Genomic DNA, 22,031 nt, shown 5'->3' on the forward strand with positions numbered 1-22,031 from the left:
TTTTCTTGCCGCTGGCAGCTTCACGCTTGCAGCTGAGGCCTTGCCGCTTGAGAATGCCCGCTACATTCATCTGCCAGGAGGGTAGCCGATGGAGGCTCTCGACGCATTGCTCAACCGTGTATCCGTGCCACGCCTGACCGAGCCTGCGCCTAACGCCGCTCAGCGCGAAGCATTGTTCCAGGCCGCCTTGCGCGCGCCGGATCACGGCCAGCTGCGGCCGTGGCGCTTCTTGACCATCGAGGGTCAGGGACGCGACAAACTCGGTGAACTGTTCGCCCAAGCGCTGCAGCAGCGTGGCGATGCCAGTCAGGCGGCGTTGGACAAGGCGCGGGCGATGCCGCTGCGCGCGCCTTTGCTGATCGTGGTGATCGCGACCTTGCACGATCACTTCAAAGTGCCCAAGTCCGAACAACGACTGGCCGCTGGATGTGCCGCCCATGGCATCCTCATCGCCGCGCACGCCCAGGGTATCGGTGCAGTGTGGCGCACCGGCGACATGGCGTTCGACGCGCATGTGCATCGAGGTCTGGGCTTGGCCGAGAACGAGGAACTGATCGGCTACCTGTACGTCGGCACCCCACTGAACGAGCCGCGCACCGCCCCGGTGCTGCAGACCGCCGATTTCGTCAGCGCCTGGGGCGCGTAGTCCTCCTCTGCCTCACAGGACCGTGCAGATCAACTGCCTGTCACCACGCTCAATGGCAGCTCCAGTCGCGCCACGAAGCCGCCACGAGGATGATTGGCCAGTACCAGGCTGCCGCCGTGGCGCTCGGCGGCCTTGCGTGCGATCGCCAAGCCCAGGCCATGGCCGGCGGCATCCTGGCCGGGGGCGCGGAAGAACGGTTCGCCCAACTGGGCTAGGTGTTCCGGCGCCACGCCCGGGCCATGGTCGCGCACACTCACCACGATCAGCTGCGATCCACGTTCGGCACTGATTTCGATGGGTTGGCCAAGCGGGTTGAAGCGCAGGGCGTTGCGCACCAGGTTGTCCACGGCCCGCTCGATCAGGGTTGGCCAGCCCTGCAAGGTCAACCCAGGCTGGGCCTGCAAGCGCACGTCCTGCTCAGGCGCGCTCAACTGCGCATCCTTGCGCACGCTGCCCAGCAAGGCATTGAGATCGACTGGCTCGGGATGGGCCTGTTCGGCATCGACCCGCGCCAGGGTCAGGATCTCACTGATCAAGCCTTCGAGCCGATCGCATTCACGGGTCAGGCGCGGCCACAGTGCCGTGCGCTGTTCAGCCTCAGCGCGCTCAGCCAGGGCCAGGGCAATGCGCAGACGCGCCAGGGGTGAGCGCAGCTCGTGGGATACATCGCGCAGCAGTTGGCGCTGGCTGCCGATCAGGCTTTGCAGGCGCGCACCCATCTTGTTGAAGTCTTGCGCCAGGACGCCGAACTCGTCACGACGAGCAGCCAGGCGCGCCAGGCTGTTCTGCTGATAGGTAGCCTGGCCAAGGTCATGCACGGCGCCGCGCAAGCGGCTCAGCGGCCGGGTGATCGACAGCGTCACCAGCAGGCTGAACAAGGTCAGCACGACCAGCGCGATACCCAGGGCGCTCAGCGGCCAAAGCAGGCTTTCGCGGTGCCAGGCGTCAAGCTCCGGGTGAGGGATGCGGTAGATCAGCAGATACGTCTCGCCACTGTAGGGGCTGGTGTATTCCTCGGTCAGGCGGCGCCAGGGCAGGCGGCGCTCGTCGTTGTGCTGGCGCGCTTCGAAGGCGGCCGCACGGCGTGGAAAGGTGCCCGGCACCACGGCTTCGCCGCTATCGTCGAGCACCTGCACATCGATCTTGAAGCGCTGCTTGCGACGCTCCAGGAACGCTTGCGCGGATTCGCGGCCCTCTTGCTCATAATGCTCGACCCAATGGCTGGCCAAGGTGTTCAGGCCCGGGTGGCGGCTAAGAATCCAGGCATCCTGGTTGAGCATGTGGCCAAGCAGGATCGACAGGCCGGCGACCAGGGCGATGGCCAGCCAGAAACTGGCCAGGATGCGCCAGAACAGTGAACGCAAGAGCACCTCCTGTAAACGGTAAAAGCCCGGCCCGCTTGCAGGCGGGCCGGGCATTGGCGGTACAGCTTACTGAGCCTTGGCAGCTTTTTCAGCTTTCCAGGTCTGGAACTCTTGCCATTCGGCTTTGCGCGCTTCGCGCTCTTTCTTCAGTTCGTCGAACTGCTTTTGCTGTTCAGGCTTGAGCAGCGCGCGAACCTGGCTGTCGGTCTTGTCGTGGCTGGCCTTGAGCTCATCCTTCATGGCTTTCTGGTCGGCTGCGGGCAGCTTGTTCAGGTAGCGTTCGGTGATCTGGTGGCGGTTTTTCATCTGCTCACCCATCAGTTTACCGATCTGTTGGCGCTGCTCGCGGCTCAGGTCCAGCTGGGCAAAGGCGGCATCACCGCGATGATGGGGGCCGTCGTGGCGTGGGCCGCCATCAGGCATGGCCATGGCCACGGTTGGCAGGGCAGCGGCGAACATCAGGGCGATAAGGGTCTTGCGCATGGTGTCTCTCCTGTCATGGGCCGGTGCTTACCGGATGTGCCCAGTTTAGGGAGATCAAGGTCAAGCGCAGTCAGCTCAACGTAAAGACGGGGTAAAGAGCGCCGCTAGAGGCTGTAGTAATAGCCGCGGCTGCGCAGGGCGACGATGCGTGCGCGGCCGTCGGCGTGTGGGCCGATTTTCTTGCGCAGGTTGCTGACGTGCATGTCCAGGCTGCGGTCGTACAGGGTCAGCTTGCGGCCCAGGGCAATCTGCGCAAGCTCCTGCTTGTCCAGCGGCTCGCCCGGTTGGCGCAGCAGCGCTTCGAGGATACGGCTTTCGGACAGCGTCAGGCTCATGTCGCGGCCATCGATACTGGCAACGCCGCGCACCGGACTGAACGCCAGGTCGCCGATTTCCAACTGGGTGGTGGTCGCCGTGGGATGGCTGCGGCGCAGCACGGCGCGCAACCTTGCGGTGAGCTCGCGCGGATCGCACGGCTTGGCCAGGTAATCGTCGGCGCCCAGCTCCAGGCCCAGGATGCGGTCCAGGGGCTCCCCGCGTGCCGACAGCATCAGTACCGGCAGATCGGCATGCTCGCTGCGCAGCTGCTTGAGCAGCTCCAGGCCACTGCCGTCGGGCAGCATCACATCCAGAACCACGGCTGCAGGGGCTTGTTCAGCCAAGGCCTGGCGCGCGCTCTGGCCATCGTGGCAGGCGCGTACCGCAAACCCTTCCTGGGTCAGCCAGCTGCCGAGCAGCTCGCAGAGTTCCTGGTCATCATCAATCAGTAACAGCTCGCTCATGACTCACTCAATTCAAATCGACGGCGTCTGACGCGCTCGCCAGTGGCAAAGATACCGCAGACTGAGGGCAGAGATGCAATTTGAGCAGGGCAGGTCACGTCGCCCAGGCAACAGGCGACGTGAGCGCGGTTCAAGGCAGGACTTGCTTGAAGGGCTTGACCACTACTTGATCGTACACGCCCGCCGCGATGTAGGGGTCGGCATCGGCCCAGGCTTGGGCGGCGGCGAGGGAGTCGAACTCGGCGACGATCAGGCTGCCGCTGAAGCCGGCCTCGCCCGGATCGTTGCTGTCGATGGCCGGGTGCGGGCCGGCCAGCACCACGCGGCCTTCGGCCTTGAGCTGCTGCAGGCGCTCGATGTGCGCAGGGCGCGCGGCCAGGCGCTTTTCCAGGGAATTGGCGACGTCACTGGCGATGATGGCGTAGAGCATGTCAGTCCTTGGGTTTGGAGGTGGAAGGGTCATCATGCAGGTGACGCGACAGGTAGACACCCTGCGCCACCAGGAAGATCACGGTCATGCCCAGGCTGCCGAACACCTTGAAGTCGACCCAGAAGTCCTGGAAGGTGAAGGCGACGAACAGGTTGGCGGCGCCGCAGAACAGGAAGAACGCGATCCAGGCGACGTTCAGGCGGTTCCAGATGGCGTCGGGCAGGGTCAGGGCGTGACCCATGATGCGCTTGATCAGCACCCGATCGCCGATGAAATGACTGCCGGCGAACGCCAGGGCGAACAGCCAGTTGACCACCGGTGCCTTCCACTTGAGGAAGGTTTCGCTGTGGAAGGTCAGGGTCAGGCCACCGAACACCAGGCAGGCGATCAGGGTCAGCCATTGGCCTTTTTCCAGCTTGCGCTGGCGCAGAAACAGCGCGCCATAGACCACCAGCGAGCTGACGATGAGCATCGCCGTGGCGCTGTAGATGCCACCGAACTCGAAGCTGTGGCCGGCGACCTCCAGTGGGCGGGGGTCGAGCTTGTAGACGATGAAGAACAGCAGCAGCGGGATGAAATCGATGAATTGTTTCACAATGGCAGCCAGAATCGGGATGTCACGGCATAATAACAAACATCGATTCCAGCGAAAGCGCTCCTCCATGAATGTTGATCTGCACTGTCACAGCACGGCCTCCGACGGCGCCCTGTCGCCCACGGACCTGGTCGCCCGGGCTCACGAGCATGGGGTGCAGACGCTGGCCCTGACCGACCATGACACCCTGGAGGGCCTTGCCGAGGCGCGCCAGGCGTGCTGCGCGCGCGGCATGCAGTGGATCAGTGGGGTCGAGCTGTCCTGTACCTGGGGCGGCGCCACCATCCACGTGCTGGGCTACAACTTCCCGCTCGACGCGCCGCCGCTGCTGCAGGCAGTGGAAACGCTGCACCGCGGCCGCTGGCTGCGCGCCGAAGAAATCGACAGGCGGTTGGCTGCCAAGGGTATGCCCGGCGCCCTCGAAGGCGCACGTGCCGTGCAACAGGCGCTGGGCGACAGCGGCAATGCCCCGGCGCGGCCGCATTTTGCCGAGTTTCTGGTGCGCGCCGGCCACGCCAAGGACCGTGGCGAGGCGTTTCGCAAGTGGTTGGGCGCGGGCAAGCTGGGCGATGTCAAGCTGCATTGGCCAACCCTGGAGGAAACTGTCGCGACGCTGCGCCAGTCCAACGCCTGGGTAAGCCTGGCGCATCCGATGCACTACGATCTGACCCGCAGCAAGCGCAGGCGGCTGATTGCCGACTATATTCAAGCAGGCGGGCAGGCACTTGAAGTGGTCAACGGAATGATGCCAGCCGAGCAGGTGGGCACGATGTCCATCCTCACCCGTGAGTTCGGCCTGCTGGCAAGTGCTGGCAGCGATTTCCACGGCCCCGGCACCTGGGGCGAAATCGGTGCCTATCGGCCATTGCCCGAGGACCTGCCACCGCTGTGGCGTCGATTCAGCCATGAACAACCTATGGCGCTCTGAACAGGACGACTTCGTGAGTCAATTTTTCCAGATTCATCCGGAGAACCCCCAGCCGCGCCTGATCCGTCAGGCGGTGGAAATCATCCGCAAAGGTGGCGTGGTGGTGTACCCCACCGACTCGGCCTACGCGCTGGGCTGCCAGATCGGCGACAAGGCGGCGATCGAGCGTGTACGCCGTCTGCGCGGCTTGGACAAGACCCACAATTTCACCTTGATGTGCTGCGATATGTCGCAGTTGGGGCTGTACGCCAAGGTCGATACCGGCACCTTCCGCCTGCTCAAGGCCCATGTGCCTGGCCCGTACACCTTCATCCTCAACGGCACCCGCGAGGTGCCACGCCTGCTGCTGCACGAAAAGCGCCGCACCATCGGCCTGCGCGTGCCCGACCATGCCATTACCCTGGCCCTGCTGGCTGAGCTGGGCGAGCCGTTGATGAGCGTGAGCCTGATCCTGCCAGGTGACAGCGAACCGATGACCGACCCCTATGAGATCCGCGAGCGGCTCGAGCACCACGTCGACCTGGTGATCGACGGCGGCTTTGGTGATCTCAAGGCGTCGACCATCATCGACTTGTCCGGTGATGAGCCCGAGCTGATCCGCGAAGGTTGTGGTGATCCCCGGCCATTCATGGCCAACGCGTGAGCACGCTGCAGGCTCCCCAGGTGCCGGCGGCTGCGCCGGATCAGCTGCAGTTGGCGCTGGTGTACGGCGAAGCATTGACCGAAATGCCGGTCGACCTGTATATCCCGCCGGACGCCCTGGAGGTCATTCTCGAAGCATTCGAAGGCCCGCTGGACCTGCTGTTGTACCTGATCCGCAAGCAGAACATCGATATCCTCGACATCCCGGTGGCGGAAATCACTCGTCAGTACATGGGGTACGTCGAGCTGATGAAAAGCGTGCGCCTGGAACTGGCCGCCGAGTATCTGGTGATGGCGGCCATGCTCGCCGAGATCAAGTCGCGCATGCTGCTGCCGCGTTCGGCCGAGGTCGAGCAGGAGGAGGGCGACCCGCGTGCCGAGCTGATTCGCCGCCTGCAGGAGTACGAGCGCTTCAAGGCCGCCGCCGAGGACCTCGACGGGCTGCCGCGCCTGGGGCGCGACATCATCGTGCCGCGCCTGGAAGCGCCCCAGGCCAAGGTGCGCAAGCTGCTGCCGCAGGTCAGCCTGGAAGAGCTGTTGGTTTCCATGGCTGAGGTCATGCGCCGTAACGACCTGTTCGAAAGCCACCAGATCACCCGCGAGACCCTGTCGACCCGTGAACGCATGGGCGATGTGCTGGAACGCCTCAAAGGCGGCGCGTTCATGCCCTTCGTCGCTCTGTTCGCAGCCGACGAAGGCAAGCTCGGGGTGGTGGTGACCTTCATGGCCATTCTTGAGCTGGTCAAGGAATCGTTGGTCGAACTGGTGCAGAATGAGCCCTTTGCGCCAATCCACGTGCGCCTGCGCCCCGAGTCCGTCGAAGAACCTGATGAACCTGAATGAACCGCGCGACCTGGCGTCGCTGATCGAAGCCTTTCTCCTCGCCTCGGGCAAGCCGCAAACCCTCGAACGGCTCTACGAGTTGTTCGAAGAGGCCGAGCGCCCCGAGCCCAAGGTGTTCAAGAAAGCCCTCGAGGTGTTGGGCAAATCCTGCACCGGTCGGGCCTTCGAGCTCAAGGAAGTGGCCAGCGGCTACCGCTTGCAGATCCGCGAAAGCTTTGCCCCGTGGGTGGGCCGGCTTTGGGAGGAGCGCCCGCAGCGCTATTCCCGTGCACTGCTGGAAACCATGGCGCTGATTGCCTACCGCCAGCCGGTGACCCGTGGCGAGATCGAGGACGTGCGTGGTGTAGCGGTCAACAGCAATATCATCAGGACCTTGATCGAGCGCGAGTGGATTCGCGTGGTCGGCTACCGTGAGGTGCCTGGCCGCCCGGCAATGTTTGCCACCACCCGGGCGTTTCTCGACCACTTCAACCTCAAGAGCCTGGATGAACTGCCGGCCCTGGCCGAACTGCGCGAGATGGAGCCTGCCCCCGTGCTGGACCCGGATGACGCCCCCGTTCCTGCTCACCTGCAGGCGTTGGCCGATGCAAGTCTTGGCGATGAGCCAGTCGATGCTGAACCGAAGGAGCAGACCAGCTTCCGCACCTTGCTGGTCGAGCTGGATCAGATGGAGGAAGGGTTGAAGACCGACTTTGACGACCTGCGCGACGAACAAGCCGAGGTTGCGGCACAGGAAGACGGCAAGACCGCGCCCTGAACCGCGCCGCTTAGCAGAATCTTGCCCAGGTGGCCAGAAAACCTTCTACGCTGCAGTGCGTTCAGCCGACTAACCGCGTATGATGCGCGGCCCTCTGGCGCATCCGCCGCCAGAAACTCTGTATTCATTCCTACACCGGGAGGTGCCCAGATGAGTGAGCAAGACCTGCAAGACAGCGAAATTACCCCTCCATCCGGCGAAAAGCTGCAAAAAGTTCTGGCGCGTATCGGCGTCGGTTCGCGCCGTGATGTCGAAGCCTGGATCAGCCAAGGCCGCATCAAGGTCAACGGCGCCGTGGCCACCTTGGGCCTGCGTGTCGATCTGCACGATGCCATCACCGTCGATGGCAAGCTGATCAAGCGTGAAGAAGCCGCCGAGGCGACCCGCCGCGTGATCATGTACAACAAGCCCGACGGCGAGATCTGCACCCGTGACGACCCCGAAGGTCGTCCTACCGTGTTCGACCGCCTGCCGCGGCCGAAGGAAGGCCGCTGGATCAACATCGGTCGCCTGGACATCAACACCACCGGTCTGCTGCTGTTCACCACCGACGGCGAGCTGGCCAACCGCCTGATGCATCCGTCCTACGAGATGGATCGCGAGTACGCCGTACGGGTACGCGGCGAAGTCGATGACGAGATGATCGAGCGCCTGAAACAGGGCGTGATGCTCGAAGACGGCCCGGCCAAGTTCACCGACATTCAAAAGGCGCCCGGTGGCGAAGGCTTCAACCACTGGTACCACTGCGTGGTGATGGAAGGTCGCAACCGTGAGGTGCGCCGGCTGTGGGAATCCCAGGGCATGGTGGTCAGCCGCCTCAAGCGCGTGCGCTTTGGCCCGGTGTTCCTCAACTCTGACTTGCCGATGGGCCGCTGGCGCGAGATGACCCAGGGTGAAATCGACATCCTGGCCGCGGAGGTGGGCTTGCAGCCCGTTGCCTTGCCGACGCTTAACCTCAAGGCCAAGGACAAGATGGAGCGCATGCAGCGCAAATCGTCCCGGCCCATGGGGCGCAACGAGCGCGTGCGCAGCCTGCGCCCGGCCGCCGAGGGTGCAGCGAGCGCCGAGCGCCCTGCGCGTCAGCCGCGCGAAGAGGCGCCTCGCAAGGGCAGCCGCGGCAGCGCCGTGGCCGAGCGCCCGAGCGACATGCGCAAGCGTCCTGCCAAGCCTGAAGGCGACAAGCCAGCCGGGCGCGGTCGCGGTAAACCGCGCGGCTGATCGGCCGGGTACGTAGAAGAACCAGCCCTCGGGCTGGTTTTTTTTCGCCCGTGCATGGGCTCGGTGCCTGCAACGTATTGAGTGAAAACGAGATTTTCGGACGACTGGCAAGTTTCCAGACCGCTCTGTAAAGAAATTTATACGAAGAGGTCGCGAATTCGTTCAGCTTTCAGAATATTCGCACGCCTGTAACGCCTGCTTGCCAGCGCGTGCCGGCCAAGAGGCTATCCCCGGGCGTCCGCCCGCTTGCTCAAGCCCCTCTAGCACGGTGTTATAGCCAGCATTGCCGTGTGCAACAGCCCGTCCGCAGAGGCGCGCTGACAGAACAACAAATGGAGGCGCCATGTACGCCGATCACCTCGCCTTTTCAGGCTACCACCACAGGAACGCTGCGTTTTTTCCCAAGGAAACGATGCAACGCGTTGACGCCTGCGCGTTTGCAGGGGTATACAGTGCGCCGCGTTTTACCTGTGACCCTCTTGCGTACCGCGCACTCTTGCCCCTTCCCGGCTGATCCGCCCTGCGGCGCCCATCGGCAAGAAACCCAAGGTAACCACCTTGCTCATTCCGCTGCGCCACGAGCGCGGTGGGTCCGATTCCGTCACAGATAAAAACAATGCAGGTGACTTCGTTCATGAGTGGACAAAACATGCATGCAGGCGAGCTCAAGCGGGGCCTGAAGAACCGCCACATCCAGTTGATCGCCCTGGGCGGCGCGATTGGCACCGGCCTGTTCCTGGGCTCGGCGGGGGTGATGAAAAGCGCCGGTCCGTCGATGATCCTCGGCTACGCCATCTGCGGCTTCATCGCCTTCCTGATCATGCGCCAGCTCGGCGAGATGATCGTCGAGGAACCGGTGGCCGGCTCGTTCAGCCACTTCGCCCACAGCTACTGGGGCGGCTTCGCAGGCTTTCTGTCCGGTTGGAACTGCTGGGTACTGTACATCCTGGTCGGCATGTCGGAGTTGTCGGCGGTCGGCAAGTACGTGCACTACTGGTGGCCAGAGATCCCGACCTGGGTCACCGCCGCAGGGTTCTTCGTGCTGATCAACGCGATCAACCTGATGAACGTGAAATTCTTCGGAGAAGCGGAATTCTGGTTCGCCATCATCAAGGTGGTGGCCATCGTCAGCATGATCGGCCTGGGCGCCTACCTGCTGACCAGCGGCAAGGGTGGGCCTGACGCGGCGCTCAGCAACCTGTGGAGCCATGGCGGCTTCTTCCCCCATGGCGTCAGTGGTCTGGTGATGGCGCTGGCCTTCATCATGTTCTCCTTCGGCGGCCTGGAAATGCTCGGCTTCACCGCTGCCGAGGCCGACCAGCCTAGAACCGTGATCCCCAAGGCGATCAACCAGGTGATCTACCGGATCCTGATCTTCTATGTCGGCGCGCTGATCGTGCTGCTGTCGCTGACACCGTGGGATACCCTGGTGGCCAGCATAGACGCCTCCGGTGGCAGCTATGGCAGCAGCCCGTTCGTCCAGGTGTTCTCGCTGCTGGGCAGCGATGTGGCCGCCAACCTGTTGAACTTCGTGGTCCTGACTGCGGCGCTGTCGGTTTACAACAGCGGCACTTACTGCAATGCGCGGATGCTGCTGGGCATGGCCGAGCAGGGCGATGCCCCGGCGTCGCTGGCCAAGGTCGACCGCCGCGGCGTGCCGGTGCGGGCGATCCTGGTATCGGCGGCGGTGACGCTGATTGCCGTGCTGCTGAACTACCTGATGCCGCAGGATGCGCTGGAGCTGCTGATGTCGCTGGTGGTGGCAACCCTGGTGATCAACTGGGCGATGATCAGCTACTCGCACCTGAAATTCCGTCAGCACTTGGACCGCACCGGGCAAAAACCGCTGTTCAAGGCGCTGTGGTACCCGTACGGCAATTACCTGGTGCTGGCATTCGTGGTGTTGATTCTGGGCATCATGTTGATGATCCCGGGCATTCAGATCTCGGTCTACGCGATTCCGGTCTGGCTGCTGGTCACGCTGCTCATCTACATGCTCAGGGGCAAACGCCGGCCACTGGTCAATGGCGCGCCCGGCAGCGTAGCCAAGTAAGCCCCAAGCGCACCGAAAAGCCCGATGCCAGGTGACTGGCATCGGGCTTTTTAGATCTCAACCCTTGTCAGCCGGTGTCGAACTCAGCAGCTCAAGGTAATACTGGCTGGGCACGCGGTTCAGGTACTGCTTGAAGGGGCTGGGTGAACGGGTGTGCGCAGGCAATTCGAGGCGGAGCAAAGGGTGCACGCCGTTGTTGCTGTGTTGTGGCGAAAATCGAGCGCCGCCCGCGCGGCGCATCGCGAGCTAGCGCTCGCTCCTACGTTTGTTTCAGGCCAGTAAAGCCTGTGACAGGTGCGCGCGACCGCCTTGTTGGTCCGACGCGATTATCAGCCATGCGCCACAAGGTTCGCGCGCAAATCCCATAGAAATAACCGGCCCGAAACAAACGTAGGAGCGAGCGCTAGCTCGCGATGCGCCGCGCGGGCGGCGCTCGATTTCAGCACCACCCTCAAACCCAAGACATACACCCCAGGCGCAACCAGATCTCAACCCTTGTCAGCCGGTGCCGAGCTCAGCAGCTCAAGGTAATACTGGCTGGGCACGCGGTTCAGGTACTGCTTGAAGGGGTGAACGGGTGTGCGCAGGCAATACGAGGCGGAGCAACGGGTGCACGCCGTTGTTGCTGTGTTGTGGCGAAAATCGAGCGCCGCCCGCGCGGCGCATCGCGAGCTAGCGCTCGCTCCTACGTTCATTTCAGGCCAGTAAAGCCTGTGACAGGTGCGCGCGACCGCCTTGTTGGTCCGACGCGATTATCAGTCACGCGCCACAAGGTTCGCGCGCAAATCCCACAGGAATAACTGGCCCAAAACAAACGTAGGAGCGAGCGCTAGCTCGCGATGCGCCGCGCGGGCGGCGCTCGATTTCAGCACCACCCTCAAACCCAAGGCATGCACCCCAGGCGCAACCAGATCTCAACCCTTGTCAGCCGGTGCCGAGCTCAGCTCGAACGGGCTGCTGCTGCGCCGCTGGTTACGGTCTTCCCGCGGCGTGGCGCCGAAGAAGTTGCGGTACGCACTGGAGAAATGCGGCCCCGAGGAAAACCCACAGGACAAGCCGATCTGGATGATCGACTTGCTGGTCTGCATCAGCATCTGCCGCGCCTTGTTCAGCCGCAGCTCAAGGTAATACTGGCTGGGCACGCGGTTCAGGTACTGCTTGAAGATGCGCTCCAACTGACGGCGCGAAACGCACACGTGCTGGGCGATCTCATCAGTGGTCAACGGCTCCTCGATATTGGCCTCCATCAGCAGCACCGCCTGGGTCAGCTTCGGATGGCTCGAGCCCAGGCGGTTCTGCAACGGAATGCGCTGACGCTCGCCGCCTTCACGAATGCGCTCGACCACCAGTTCTTCCGACACCGCCCCAGCCAGCTCGGCGCCGTGATCGCGCGCCAGCACCGCCAGCAACAGATCGATCACGGCCATGCCGCCACAGGCCGTCAGGCGATCGCGATCCCAGTCGAACAGGTGGCTGGTGGCGATCACCTTGGGGAAGCGTTCGGCGAAGTCGTCCTGCCAGCGCCAGTGCACTGCGGCACGGTAGCCATCGAGCAGGCCGAGCATCGCCAGCGGATAGACACCCGCCGACAGGCCGCCGATCAGGCAGCCGCTGCGGGCGAGCTGCTTGAGGGCGGTGGAGAGTGCCGAGGTCATGGCCTGCGGCGGCTCGTCGGCCAGCAAGAACAGCTTGTGGCAGCCTTCCAGGCGGCCATTCCACGGCTCACCCGGCAGGCGCCAGGCGCCCTCCTCGGCAGCCTCGGCCTGCAGGAACACGCTGTCATAGATCACGTCCGGATGCACCCGCTGGGCCACCTGCAATACTTCCTCCGCCAGCGCCAGGGTCAGTGGCCTGGTGCTTGGCCAGATGAGAAAACCGATTCGCTGGGTGGTCATAGGGTGCGGTCCGAAACCTGGGTTCGTTCGTGGCGAGGGCGCCGGGTCACGCTGCGCGTGCTGCGCAGCATGCCCTATTCTGGTGCGAAGCGGCAGCCTTTACTTCAGACTGCCGGAGAGGAACTGCTTGAGCCGCTCCGATTGCGGGTTGGCCAGGACCTCACGCGGACAGCCAGTTTCTTCGACCAGCCCCTTGTGCAGGAACACCAGCTGGTTCGACACTTCGCGGGCGAAGCCCATTTCGTGGGTCACCACCACCATGGTCCGGCCTTCTTGAGCCAGCGCCTGCATGACCTTGAGCACATCACCGACCAGTTCGGGGTCGAGCGCCGAGGTCGGTTCGTCGAACAACATCACCTCAGGCTCCATGGCCAGGGCGCGGGCGATGGCCACGCGCTGCTGCTCGCCGCCGGACATGTGCCCAGGGAAGGCGTCCTTGCGGTGTGCCACGCCAACCTTGGCCAGGTAATGCTCGGCCTTTTCCAGCGCTTCTTTCTTGCTCACCCCCAGGACATGCACCGGCGCCTCGATGATGTTCTCGAGCGCAGTCATGTGCGACCACAGGTTGAAATGCTGGAACACCATCGACAGCCGCGAACGCATGCGTTGCAACTGGCGCGGGTCAGCCGCCTTGAGTGCGCCGTCCTTGCCCGGCACCAGCTTGAGCGCTTCGTTGTTGAGCAGGATCTTGCCGGCGTGGGGCTGTTCGAGCAGGTTGATGCAGCGCAGGAAGGTCGACTTGCCCGAACCGCTGGAGCCGATGATGCTGATCACATCGCCCGCCTTGGCCGCCAGGGATACCCCCTTGAGCACTTCGTGGCTGCCGTAGCGCTTGTGCAGGTCTTGGACTTCGAGTTTGTACATGCTTTCGGTTCTCACAGAGCGTTCAGTGCTTGCGCGGCGCCAGGTAGCCGAGCCAGCGGCGTTCGGCCATCTTGAACAGGCGCACGAGGATGAAGGTCAGGCACAGGTAGAACACGCCCGCCGTGATGTAGGCCTCGAAAGGCAGGTAGTACTGGGCATTGACCGTGCGCGCAGCACCCGTGATGTCGATCAAGGTGACGATCGACGCCAGGCTGGTGGTCTGCAGCATCATGATCACTTCGTTGCTGTACTGCGGCAGCGCGCGGCGCAAGGCCGACGGCAGCAGGATGCGGCGGTACATCTTCATCCGCGACATGCCCATGGCCTTGGCCGCTTCGATTTCACCGTGGGGCGTGGCCTTGAGGCTGCCGGCGATGATCTCGGCCGTGTAGGCGCTGGTGTTGACGGCGAAGGCCAGGCACGCACAGAAGGTCGCGCTCGACAGCCACGGCCAGAAGATGCTCTCGCGCACCGCCTCGAACTGGGCCAGCCCGTAGTAGATCAGGAACAGTTGCACCAGCATGGGCGTACCGCGGATCACATAGGTGTAGAGCCAGGCGCTCATGTTCACCAACGGCTGGCGCGAAACCCGCATCAACCCCAGGGGCACGGCCGCGAGCAAGCCGAACAGCAGCGACAGCGCCAGCAGCTTGAGGGTGGTCAGCAGCCCGCCCAGGTACAGCGGCATGGCCTCCCAGATGACGTTGTAATCGAAGATCATAGTTCAGCCACCTTGACGCCGACCGAGTAACGCCGTTCGAGGTACTTCAGCGCCAGCAGCGAAATACTGGTGATGACCAGGTACAGCGCCGCCACCGCCAGGAAGAACGTGAAAGGCTCGCGGGTGGCGTCGGCTGCCTGCTTGGCCTTGAACATCATGTCCTGCAGGCCGACCACCGAGATCAGCGCGGTGGCCTTGGTCAGCACCAGCCAGTTGTTGGTGAACCCAGGGATGGCCAGGCGGATCATCTGTGGTACCTGGATGCGGAAGAACACTTGACGGGCGCTCATGCCATAAGCCACGCCGGCTTCGGCCTGGCCCTTGGGAATGCCGAGAAACGCACCGCGGAAGGTTTCCGACAGGTACGCGCCAAAAATGAAGCCCAGGGTACCGATGCCGGCAGCCAGAGGGTTCAGGTCGATGTAGTCATCGTAGCCGAGCAGCGGCGCCACGCGGTTGATGATGTCCTGGCCGCCATAGAAGATCAGCAGGATCAGCACCAGGTCGGGAATACCACGGATGACCGTGGAATACAGATCCCCGAGCCAGGCCAGCCAGCGCACCGGCGACAAACGCAGCGCGACGCCGATGAGGCCGAGGACGATGGCCAGGGCCATCGACGACAGGGCGAGCTGTAGCGTCAGCCACGCCCCGTCGAGGATGACTGCCCCATAGCCTTTCAACATGATTGGGATTCCTCAGGGCTTGAGAATGAAAAATGGTGCAAACCTCAGCGCTTCTGCTGTTTGCACCATTGCACAGGTGAGGCCGACGTGTCAGTTCGCGTCAGGACCGTAGATGTCGAAGTTGAAGTACTTCTTCTCGATTTCCTTGTACTTGCCATTGGCGCGGATGGCGTCGATGGCCGCGTTGATGCGCTCGACGTTGGCCTTGTCGCCCTTGCGCACGGCAATGCCGACGCCATCGCCGAAGTACTTGACGTCGGTGAAGGCCGGACCGACGAAGGCGAAGCCCTTGCCGGCGTCGGTTTTCAGGAAGCCGTCCTCGAGCAGGGTAGCATCGGCCACGGTGCCGTCCAGACGGCCTGCCGCGACATCCAGGTAGATCTCGTTCTGGGTGCCATACGGGACCACGGTGGCGCCTTTGGGCGCCAGCACTTCCTTGGCGAAGCGATCGTGGATCGAACCGCGCTGCACGCCGATCTTCTTGCCTTTGAGCTCGTCGAGACTGTCGCTGACGGTGGTGCCGTCCTTCATGACCAGGCGCGCTGGGGTCAGGTAGTAGCGCTTGGTGAAGTCAACCGACTTCTTGCGATCTTCGGTGATCGACATCGACGACAGGATGGCGTCGATCTTGCGCACTTTCAGCGCCGGGATCAGGCCGTCGAACTCTTGCTCGACCCAGGTGCATTTGGCCTTCATTTCTTCGCACAGGGCGTTGCCGATGTCGTAGTCGAAACCGGCGATGCTGCCGTCTGGCTGCTTGAAGGCAAACGGTGGGTAGGCGGCTTCGATGCCGATCTTCAGTGGTTTTTCATCGGCCTGCGATACCAGGGAAAACACGGAAAGCGCCAGGGCGCCAAGCAGTGCGAGCTTCTTCATCAGGTAACTCCATCGGTACGGGGCAATACGAGGCAGGGGTAACAGCTGCCCGACATGCGAATGGGTACAACGCGAGCCGCGCAGGGTCGATCGAAGACCACGAGCGAGTGAGTGGCATTTTAACGACAGCCCGGTGGTCGATATTTCTTCAAAGCGACAACTACTTACAGAAGCGCTTGAAATCGCGGCGGGCGATGTTGACAGCTTTTGCAAATCATGCAAGAGCCTAAGAGAAATAACCTGTAAGCCAAGCAATTACTGGGCCTATTATTGGCAAAGCCTGGGAATACGGCAAGTGCAGCGTTTCCCTTTGCCCTACGGATGCTCGGCGCTGCGCCACCCTGACGCAGCGGTGTTTCCGCATGCCCCGATGCTGGGCGAACGCGGTGACAGATGAGTTACCGATGAATGCCGGGTAACAGGCAAGCAAAAACCCCGCCGGTTTACCGAGCGGGGTTTCAGGAAGCAGCGCAGCGACGATCAGGCGCTGGCCAGGTTCATCGATTTATGGGTATCGATCAGGTGCTGCACCACGCCCGGATCGGCCAACGTCGAGATGTCACCCAGCGCATCGTACTCGGCGGTGGCAATCTTGCGCAGGATACGCCGCATGATCTTGCCCGAACGGGTTTTCGGCAGGCCCGGCGCCCACTGGATCACATCCGGCGAGGCGATCGGGCCGATTTCCTTGCGCACCCAGTTCTTCAGCTCCAGGCGCAATTGTTCGCTAGGCTCGACGCCGGCATTGAGGGTGACGTAGACATAGATGCCCTGGCCCTTGATGTCGTGCGGCACGCCGACCACGGCGGCCTCGGCGACCTTGGCGTGGGCCACCATCGCGCTCTCGATTTCGGCGGTGCCCATGCGGTGGCCGGAAACGTTCAGCACGTCATCCACCCGGCCAGTGATCCAGTAGTAGCCATCCTCGTCGCGGCGCGCACCGTCGCCGGTGAAGTACATGCCGCGGAAGGTCTTGAAGTAGGTATCGACGAAGCGGTCATGATCGCCATACAGCGAACGCGACTGGCCCGGCCAGGAGTCGAGAATGACCAGGTTGCCCTCAGCCGCGCCTTCGATCAGGTTGCCCAGGTTATCCACCAGCGCCGGCACCACGCCGAAGAACGGACGGGTCGCCGAACCCGGTTTGAGGCCGGTGGCGCCTGGCAACGGGCTGATCAGGATGCCGCCGGTCTCGGTCTGCCACCAAGTGTCGACGATGGGGCAGCGCTCCTTGCCGACGGTCTTGTAGTACCAGTTCCAGGCTTCCGGGTTGATCGGCTCACCGACCGAACCGAGCAGGCGCAGGCTGGAGCCATCGGCCCCGGCCACCGCAGCCTGCCCTTCGGCCATCATGGCGCGGATGGCAGTAGGCGCGGTATAGAGGATGTTGACCTTGTGCTTGTCGACGATCTTCGACACGCGGGTGATATCCGGGTAGTTCGGCACCCCTTCGAACAGCAAGGTGGTCGCCCCGTTGGCCAACGGGCCGTAGACGATGTAGCTGTGGCCGGTCACCCAACCTACGTCAGCGGTGCACCAGTACACCTCGCCTGGGCGGTAGTCGAACACCCGCTCATGGGTCAGCGCGGCATAGACCAGATAGCCGCCGGTGGTGTGCAGCACGCCCTTGGGCTTGCCGGTGGAGCCGGAGGTATAGAGGATGAACAGCGGCTCTTCGGCGCCCATTTCTTTCGGTGCGCAGTGGCTGGAAGCAACCTTCATCAGGTCTTCGTACCAGATGTCGCGGTGCTGGTGCCAGGCGATCTCGCCACCGGTGCGCTTGCACACGATGATTTTCTGCACGCTGTTGGTTTCTGGGTTGGTCAGGGCAAGGTCGACATTGGCCTTCAGCGGTGTACGACGCCCGCCACGCACGCCCTCGTCGGCGGTGATTACCACCTTGGACTTGCAGTCGATGATGCGCCCGGCCAACGCCTCGGGCGAGAAGCCACCGAACACGACCGAATGGATTGCGCCGATACGCGCGCAAGCCAGCATGGCGACCACGGCCTCCGGGATCATTGGCATGTAGATGGTCACCACATCGCCGCGGTGCACGTCCTGACCACGCAGGGCGTTGGCGAATTTGCAGACCTGCTCGTGCAGTTCGCGGTAGGTGATGTCGCGATGTTCGGAAGGGTCGTCGCCTTCCCAGATGATCGCCAACTGGTCGCCGCGCTCCTCGAGGTGACGGTCCAGGCAGTTGGAGGACACATTCAAGGTGCCGTCGGCGAACCACTTGATGTCGACATGATGATCGTCGAACGAGGTCTGCTTGACCTTGGTGAACGGCTTGATCCAGTCCAGGCGCTGGGCTTGTTCGCGCCAGAAGCCATCCGGGTTGATCACCGATTGCTGGTACATGGCCTTGTAGGTGGCCTCGTCGGTCAGGGTAGTGGCCGCAACCTCGGGACGAACGGGATACAGTGGAGCCGCACTCATCTGTGTTACCTCGGTGTAATAGTTGTTTTTGTATGGAACCGTTTGTAACTGTACCAGAGCGGCAAAGACCATACGACGATGGTAGTAGCGGCGCCGCACAGCAACTGCCGTAACTGCCGCGCAACGCTCTAGTGCGCGTGGGCCAGCGATGCCAGGCATGAGCGGCATCACGCCTGCGGCAGGATTGTTACAGATTCTGTTAAAAGACCGAAAAACTTTATCAAAACCTTGTCTGTTTCTCTAAGTTGCACGGGCTTAACATTTATTTCGCCAGCAACGGCAATGCGATTAACTACTGTAAACAGCCCCCACGATGGCAAGCGGTTAATCCTTCACTACTTCAATGCAACTCCCTTGGCAACAGCGCGGCGCCACAAGTGCCGCGTGCCTCCTCACGACCTTAGACAGGTAAACAGAACATGAAAGCTTTACTGGTATTGGTACTCGGCGGCCTGTGCGCAACGGCAATGGCCGGCGAGGCGAATGACGCCGAGCAGATTCCGGTTGAACAGTACGACTATTCGCAACACTTAGATATCGCCCGCGTACTGTCCATGAGCGCCGTGCCAAACGTGTGCGAAGTCGTACCGGCGCGCATGACCTATGAAGACTCCCAGGGCCAGAAGCATATCCTCGAATACCGCGTGATGGGCAACGGCTGCTCTAACGGTTGATAGCGGCGAGGCGGATAGCGGCGAATCAGGGGGCCGTGCGCCCCCTTCGCTTCGAGCGTTGAATATCAAAGATTATTGCGTTGACTTGCTCAATGAATAATCGCGCAACTTATTGGCAATTGTCGTATGCGAAACCCCCAGGCGCTTACCCAACGCGCGGCTGCTGGGGTAGTCGCTGAGCAAACTTTCCAATACCGCTTTTTCAAATCGTCCCACTATTTGCGCAAGATCACCTTCGAGGGAAAACTCGCCCAAAGGTTGACGCACACCATAATCAGGCAGGCGAACATGCTCGCTTTTCACCACACCGCCTTCACACAATGAAACGGCCTGAAACAGCACGTTTTCCAATTGCCGTACATTGCCCGGCCAATGGTACTGGCCAAGTTTTTCCATGGCCGCAGGCGCCAGCCGCGGCAGCGCGCACCCGATCTGCCGACTGGCCTGGTCGAGAAAGTGCTGCACCAACCCTTCAAGACCATCCATGCATTCGCGCAGCGGCGGAATCTGCAGCGAGAGCACATTGAGCCGGTGATACAAGTCCTGACGGAACTCGCCGCGGGCGCACAGCTCGGAAAGATCGACCTGAGTCGCGCAGATCACCCGCACATCCAGGTACACCTCTTCATCGCTGCCGACCCTGCGAAAGCAACCGTCCTGCAGAAAACGCAGCAACTTCACCTGCAGGCGTGGGCTCATCTCCCCCACCCCATCGAGGAACAGCGTGCCGCCTGCAGTTAGTTCCAGCAGCCCTAGCTTGCCCTCTGCCCGGGCGCCCTCGAAGGCCCCGGGGCCATACCCGAACAACTCAGTCTCGGCCATCGATTCCGGCAGTCCGGCACAGTTGAGCGCCATCAATGGTGCCTGGCCGCGCGGGCTGGCCAGGTGGCAGGCGCGCGCCAGCAGCTCCTTGCCGGTACCGGTTTCGCCCTCGATCAGCAAAGGCGCATCGAGCGGCGCCATGCGCCGGGCCTCGCGCACCACCGCGGCCATTACCCGCGAGCTCTGGAAAATGCTGTCGAAACCGCGCAGCTCCTGCTTGCGTACGTTATAGATGCGCTCACCGATGCGGTCGGCGCGGTGCAACGTCAATACGGCGCCGGCCAAAGCTTCGCTGTCATCATGCTCCGACTGCAGCGGAGCGATGTCGGCCAGGAACACGTCGCCCTTGACCTTGACCCGCAAGCCATTGATCCGCGACTGGTTGGCGCGAACCAGTTCAGGCAGGTCGAAATCCTCGACATAGCGCGCCAGGGGCATGCCTGGCACCTCGTCGACGCGTACCCCAAGCAACTGGGCCGCCGTGCGGTTGGCGGCGACGATGCTGCCGCCCATGTCGACCGACAGCACGGGGAAATCCAGCGCGCCCAGCAGGGCGTTGAGTTCCATGTGGCGGCGCTCGCTGGGCATCAGGCCGACACGTTTGACGCCAAACACCCCACCGATCGATTCGAACTTCGGTCGCAGTGCCTGGAACTGCAGGTTGATCAGGTTAGGGCAGTGCAGATAGATGGCATTGCCGTGATCACCGCCCACCTCGCCGCGCAGTACGTTGATGCCGTACTCCACCAGCAGGTTGAGGATGTCGCGAAGGATGCCGATACGGTTCTGGCAGTGGACCTTGATACGCATAGAACTCTCGAGCAGGCGCAGCTTTCGCCTAGCGTTGGGAAATAATCGTAAAGATAAGCTGACAGAACAGCGCTTTGGCGCCTGCCATTGGCAGCGATTTTGCGGATCTGTCGCCAGTTTGTAAAATTATCGTTACGAAAACTGACTTTCGATAGCCTCGCCTACCGCATCAGCCCCGTGCAAATCGTCGCGCCAACGGATATTCCTGGCTCATGTCGTGGACAAAATAACAAGAGCCCCCACCAGGAGAGCTTCATGAAACAGACGCACTACGTGGCACGCGAGCCCAATGCTCAGGGTTTCATCGACTACCCCGAGCAAGAGCATGAAGTGTGGAATACCCTGATCACTCGCCAGCTCAAGGTCATCGAGGGCCGCGCGTGCCAGGAGTACCTGGACGGCATCGACCAGCTCAACCTTCCCCACGAGCGCGTCCCGCAGCTGGGCGAGGTCAACAAGGTGCTGGCTGCCACCACCGGCTGGCAGGTTGCCCGGGTACCCGCGCTGATTCCCTTCCAGACCTTTTTCGAGCTACTGGCCAGCAAACGCTTTCCGGTCGCCACGTTCATCCGTACCCCCGAAGAACTGGACTACCTGCAAGAGCCGGACATCTTCCATGAGATCTTCGGCCACTGCCCGCTGCTGACCAACCCGTTCTTCGCTGAATTCACCCACACCTACGGCAAGCTGGGCCTCGCGGCCAGCAAGGAACAGCGGGTCTACCTCGCACGCCTGTACTGGATGACCATCGAGTTCGGCCTGATGGAGACGCCCCAAGGGCGCAAGATATACGGCGGAGGCATCCTCTCCTCGCCCAAGGAGACCGTCTACAGTCTTTCCAGTGCGCCAGAGCACCAGGCCTTCGATCCGATCGAGGCAATGCGCACGCCGTACCGGATCGACATCCTGCAGCCGCTGTACTTCGTGCTGCCCAACATGAAACGCCTGTTCGACCTGGCCCATGAAGACATCATGGGCATGGTCCAGCATGCCATGCAGCTAGGCTTGCATGCGCCGAAATTCCCACCCAAGGTCGCTGCCTGAGCAGCCAGCCGACAACAACTCGAAGCGGAAAAACACCATGAATGCCTTGAATCAAGCCCATTGCGAAGCCTGCCGCGCCGATGCGCCAAAGGTCACCGACGACGAACTGGCCGAGCTGATTCGCGAAATTCCGGACTGGAGCATCGAAGTGCGCGATGGCCACATGGAGCTGGAGCGCGTCTTCCTGTTCAAGAACTTCAAGCACGCCCTGGCCTTTACCAATGCCGTCGGCGAGATCGCTGAAGCCGAAGGCCATCACCCAGGCTTGCTGACTGAATGGGGCAAGGTCACGGTGACTTGGTGGAGCCATTCGATCAAAGGCCTGCACCGCAATGACTTCATCATGTGCGCCCGCACCGATAAAGTTGCCGAGGCGGCCGAAGGCCGCAAGTAACCCATTGGATTGCCGCCCGGCCGCGACACATGCGTTGCGGCCGGCTTCGCACGAAAGCCAGC

Annotated in this window: 23 protein-coding genes; 10 read left to right on the forward strand and 13 right to left on the reverse strand. The window is 62.5% G+C overall.

Annotation, left to right across the window (positions count from 1 at the left end):
- Positions 1–88 precede the first annotated feature (88 nt).
- Positions 89–646 carry a nitroreductase family protein gene (locus ACLEJW_RS03285; protein WP_313455730.1) on the forward strand — a complete coding sequence of 186 codons (558 nt, stop codon included), beginning with the start codon at positions 89–91 and terminating at the stop codon, positions 644–646.
- 29 nt (positions 647–675) lie between these two features.
- Here the strand turns inward: ACLEJW_RS03285 and ACLEJW_RS03290 are convergent, their stop codons facing one another.
- The 5 genes from ACLEJW_RS03290 to ACLEJW_RS03310 form a co-directional block, all read right to left on the reverse strand.
- Positions 676–2,016 (reverse strand): sensor histidine kinase, encoded by a 1,341-nt coding sequence (locus tag ACLEJW_RS03290; RefSeq protein WP_313300698.1) that lies wholly within the window; start codon positions 2,014–2,016, stop codon positions 676–678.
- A 60-nt stretch (positions 2,017–2,076) separates the two neighbouring features.
- Positions 2,077–2,493, reverse strand: a complete 417-nt coding sequence (locus ACLEJW_RS03295) for a Spy/CpxP family protein refolding chaperone (RefSeq protein ID WP_145193544.1) — start codon at positions 2,491–2,493, stop codon at positions 2,077–2,079.
- Between the two features lie 104 nt (positions 2,494–2,597).
- The gene (locus ACLEJW_RS03300) at positions 2,598–3,275 is read right to left on the reverse strand and encodes a response regulator transcription factor (protein WP_145193546.1); all 678 of its coding nucleotides are present in this window, start codon (positions 3,273–3,275) and stop codon (positions 2,598–2,600) included.
- 130 nt (positions 3,276–3,405) lie between these two features.
- Positions 3,406–3,705: a YciI family protein gene (locus ACLEJW_RS03305; protein ID WP_313300708.1), complete on the reverse strand. Its 300-nt coding sequence runs from the start codon at positions 3,703–3,705 to the stop codon at positions 3,406–3,408.
- Between the two features lies 1 nt (position 3,706).
- Positions 3,707–4,300, reverse strand: coding sequence for a septation protein A (locus ACLEJW_RS03310; RefSeq protein ID WP_313300712.1), 594 nt, complete (start codon positions 4,298–4,300; stop codon positions 3,707–3,709).
- A gap of 67 nt (positions 4,301–4,367) precedes the next feature.
- On the opposite strand from ACLEJW_RS03310, the gene ACLEJW_RS03315 reads away from it, so the two are divergent.
- From ACLEJW_RS03315 to ACLEJW_RS03340, 6 genes are all read left to right on the forward strand, one after another.
- The gene (locus ACLEJW_RS03315; RefSeq protein ID WP_440776968.1) at positions 4,368–5,228 is read left to right on the forward strand and encodes a PHP domain-containing protein; all 861 of its coding nucleotides are present in this window, start codon (positions 4,368–4,370) and stop codon (positions 5,226–5,228) included.
- Between the two features lie 13 nt (positions 5,229–5,241).
- On the forward strand, positions 5,242–5,871 hold the full coding sequence (locus ACLEJW_RS03320) for an L-threonylcarbamoyladenylate synthase (RefSeq protein WP_145193551.1): 630 nt from the start codon (positions 5,242–5,244) through the stop codon (positions 5,869–5,871).
- Positions 5,872–5,987: 116 nt separating this feature from the next.
- On the forward strand, positions 5,988–6,713 hold the full coding sequence (locus tag ACLEJW_RS03325; RefSeq protein WP_178108394.1) for a segregation and condensation protein A: 726 nt from the start codon (positions 5,988–5,990) through the stop codon (positions 6,711–6,713).
- Positions 6,700–7,470 carry an SMC-Scp complex subunit ScpB gene (gene scpB / locus ACLEJW_RS03330; RefSeq protein WP_145193554.1) on the forward strand — a complete coding sequence of 257 codons (771 nt, stop codon included), beginning with the start codon at positions 6,700–6,702 and terminating at the stop codon, positions 7,468–7,470. The genes ACLEJW_RS03325 and scpB overlap by 14 nt, the downstream gene beginning before the upstream one ends.
- Positions 7,471–7,620: 150 nt before the next feature.
- A complete protein-coding gene (gene rluB / locus ACLEJW_RS03335) occupies positions 7,621–8,688 on the forward strand; it encodes a 23S rRNA pseudouridine(2605) synthase RluB (RefSeq protein ID WP_145193555.1) in 1,068 nt (355 codons plus the stop codon).
- Positions 8,689–9,322: 634 nt separating this feature from the next.
- Positions 9,323–10,741 (forward strand): amino acid permease, encoded by a 1,419-nt coding sequence (locus tag ACLEJW_RS03340; RefSeq protein WP_178108393.1) that lies wholly within the window; start codon positions 9,323–9,325, stop codon positions 10,739–10,741.
- Between the two features lie 57 nt (positions 10,742–10,798).
- Here the strand turns inward: ACLEJW_RS03340 and ACLEJW_RS03345 are convergent, their stop codons facing one another.
- The 7 genes from ACLEJW_RS03345 to acs form a co-directional block, all read right to left on the reverse strand.
- Complete coding sequence (locus ACLEJW_RS03345; RefSeq protein ID WP_313300725.1) at positions 10,799–10,930, reverse strand: hypothetical protein; 132 nt, start codon at positions 10,928–10,930, stop codon at positions 10,799–10,801.
- Between the two features lie 725 nt (positions 10,931–11,655).
- The gene (gene argR, locus ACLEJW_RS03350; protein ID WP_145193578.1) at positions 11,656–12,636 is read right to left on the reverse strand and encodes a transcriptional regulator ArgR; all 981 of its coding nucleotides are present in this window, start codon (positions 12,634–12,636) and stop codon (positions 11,656–11,658) included.
- A gap of 99 nt (positions 12,637–12,735) precedes the next feature.
- On the reverse strand, positions 12,736–13,500 hold the full coding sequence (aotP, locus tag ACLEJW_RS03355; RefSeq protein WP_313302633.1) for an arginine/ornithine transport ATP-binding protein AotP: 765 nt from the start codon (positions 13,498–13,500) through the stop codon (positions 12,736–12,738).
- A 22-nt stretch (positions 13,501–13,522) separates the two neighbouring features.
- Positions 13,523–14,221, reverse strand: coding sequence for an ABC transporter permease (locus tag ACLEJW_RS03360; RefSeq protein ID WP_145193574.1), 699 nt, complete (start codon positions 14,219–14,221; stop codon positions 13,523–13,525).
- A complete protein-coding gene (locus ACLEJW_RS03365; protein WP_145193571.1) occupies positions 14,218–14,907 on the reverse strand; it encodes an ABC transporter permease in 690 nt (229 codons plus the stop codon). Before ACLEJW_RS03365 ends, ACLEJW_RS03360 begins: the two co-directional genes overlap by 4 nt.
- Before the next feature lie 90 nt (positions 14,908–14,997).
- Complete coding sequence (locus tag ACLEJW_RS03370; RefSeq protein WP_145193569.1) at positions 14,998–15,783, reverse strand: ABC transporter substrate-binding protein; 786 nt, start codon at positions 15,781–15,783, stop codon at positions 14,998–15,000.
- A 480-nt stretch (positions 15,784–16,263) separates the two neighbouring features.
- On the reverse strand, positions 16,264–18,225 hold the full coding sequence (acs, locus tag ACLEJW_RS03375; RefSeq protein WP_145193567.1) for an acetate--CoA ligase: 1,962 nt from the start codon (positions 18,223–18,225) through the stop codon (positions 16,264–16,266).
- Positions 18,226–18,644: 419 nt separating this feature from the next.
- On the opposite strand from acs, the gene ACLEJW_RS03380 reads away from it, so the two are divergent.
- On the forward strand, positions 18,645–18,899 hold the full coding sequence (locus ACLEJW_RS03380; RefSeq protein ID WP_145193565.1) for a DUF2790 domain-containing protein: 255 nt from the start codon (positions 18,645–18,647) through the stop codon (positions 18,897–18,899).
- A gap of 72 nt (positions 18,900–18,971) precedes the next feature.
- Here ACLEJW_RS03380 and ACLEJW_RS03385 read toward each other — a convergent pair whose 3' ends face one another.
- Positions 18,972–20,531: a sigma-54-dependent transcriptional regulator gene (locus tag ACLEJW_RS03385; RefSeq protein WP_313460117.1), complete on the reverse strand. Its 1,560-nt coding sequence runs from the start codon at positions 20,529–20,531 to the stop codon at positions 18,972–18,974.
- 255 nt (positions 20,532–20,786) lie between these two features.
- Here ACLEJW_RS03385 and phhA point away from each other — a divergent pair, with 255 nt between their 5' ends.
- Complete coding sequence (gene phhA, locus ACLEJW_RS03390; protein ID WP_145193561.1) at positions 20,787–21,575, forward strand: phenylalanine 4-monooxygenase; 789 nt, start codon at positions 20,787–20,789, stop codon at positions 21,573–21,575.
- A gap of 37 nt (positions 21,576–21,612) precedes the next feature.
- Positions 21,613–21,969: a 4a-hydroxytetrahydrobiopterin dehydratase gene (locus tag ACLEJW_RS03395; RefSeq protein WP_313302616.1), complete on the forward strand. Its 357-nt coding sequence runs from the start codon at positions 21,613–21,615 to the stop codon at positions 21,967–21,969.
- Positions 21,970–22,031 lie beyond the last annotated feature (62 nt).

This window comes from Pseudomonas sp. SMSB3 (assembly GCF_052041965.1).
Classification (GTDB): Bacteria; Pseudomonadota; Gammaproteobacteria; order Pseudomonadales; family Pseudomonadaceae; genus Aquipseudomonas.